This is a genomic window from Falsiroseomonas tokyonensis, assembly GCF_019024325.1.
Lineage (GTDB): Bacteria > Pseudomonadota > Alphaproteobacteria > Acetobacterales > Acetobacteraceae > Falsiroseomonas > Falsiroseomonas tokyonensis.
This window is the reverse complement of record NZ_JAFNJS010000047.1, coordinates 1-1,244: the sequence shown is the minus strand read 5'-3', so window position 1 is coordinate 1,244 and position 1,244 is coordinate 1. Positions and strand designations below refer to the sequence as shown.

General features: G+C 67.0%; 2 protein-coding genes. Both read right to left on the bottom strand.

Annotated elements, in window-relative coordinates:
- Window positions 1–44 precede the first annotated feature (44 nt).
- Window positions 45–386, bottom strand: coding sequence for a transposase (locus J3S20_RS29890; RefSeq protein ID WP_216840575.1), 342 nt, complete (start codon window positions 384–386; stop codon window positions 45–47).
- A 281-nt stretch (window positions 387–667) separates the two neighbouring features.
- Window positions 668–1,244: transposase (locus tag J3S20_RS29885; protein WP_216840574.1), on the bottom strand; the 577-nt coding region annotated here is incomplete at its 5' end.

Here is a 1,244-nt window from a genome sequence, read left to right as displayed (position 1 = left end):
GTCGTGCTGTCCGTCATGACAACCACTTCGGCGAACCAGCACCATCAACTCAAGGCCGGGATCGGCTGACGCTTACGCAGCACGACGAACTTGTGCTTGTCGCAGCGGCGGACGATCTCGATCTTCCACGTGCCGGTTCGGGCGACGGCGGCGGCCATCTTCGGCCCCTGATAGCCCGCGTCGCCGATGATGCGCTCGACGAAGGGGAACAGCCTGCGCGCCTGGCGCAGCAGCGGTTCGGCGCCATCCCTGTCCTGCACGCTGGCGGGATGCACGATCACCGCGAGCAGCATGCCGATGGTGTCGGTCAGCAGGTGGCGCTTGCGGCCGACGACCTTCTTGCCCGCGTCGTAGCCGGACGGATCGAGCGTAGAGCCCCCTCTCATGTCCGTTTAGTCAAGCGATGAACAAGCTTTGCCGTTCCGCATTCGGCGGATGGGAGCGGCGACTTTGATGCGCGGGGTGGGAGGCGGAGCGGAACGGACGACGGTTGATCAAGCTCTCATTCGCGGGTTGGCTACCGCATGACCACGGTTCGTCGCGGGGCTGCCTCGGTCTTTTATCGGGCGTGGATCGTGGATCCGCCCAGGGGGGCTCCCGAGGGTTCCCCTACCGCGGCCCCGCCTCCCGCCCTGCGCATCGGGTGGAGTGGATTGGGCGATCGACGTCAGGCAGGGATGGGATGCACCTCCCGCCCGATCGCCCAGATAAAACCGAGCATTTCGCGCGCGATCGCCGTGACGACGACCTGCACCGGCTTACCAGCGGCCAGACGCCGGTAGCGGGCACAGAGCCGCACCTGCGCCTTCCAGGCGATCTCCCGTGCGGCCTTCGGCGCGGCGTCGACGCTGCGCTGCTTGAGCTCGCTGATGCGAGCCGGCCGGCGATAGGTCCAGGCGGCCTCGACCAGCGTCTTCCTGACTTCGCCGTTACCCGTCTTGGTGATGCCGCCGCGGCGGGTCTTCGGCCCGCTCGAACGCTCCGAGGGAACCAGGCCGACATAGGCCATCAACTGCGCTGGGCTGGCGAACCGGCTGAGGTCGCCGAGTTCGGCCACCAGAGTTACGGCGACGATCAACGCAACGCCGCGCATCGCCTGCAAGGCGATGACCAGCGGCGCGAGCGACCACTCCGCCACCTGCGCCTCAATCTGCCGGGTCAGGCGCGTGGCCTGCTGCCGGTTCGATGGACACCTGGATAAGGTTTTCACCCGATCGGAGGCCCTTGCATGGGACGAAGGACAT

What these genes read in the sequence shown, in the direction of transcription:
- J3S20_RS29890 (WP_216840575.1), bottom strand. Translation starts at nt 386, where the DNA reads ATGAGAGGGGGCTCTACGCTCGATCCGTCCGGCTACGACGCGGGCAAG.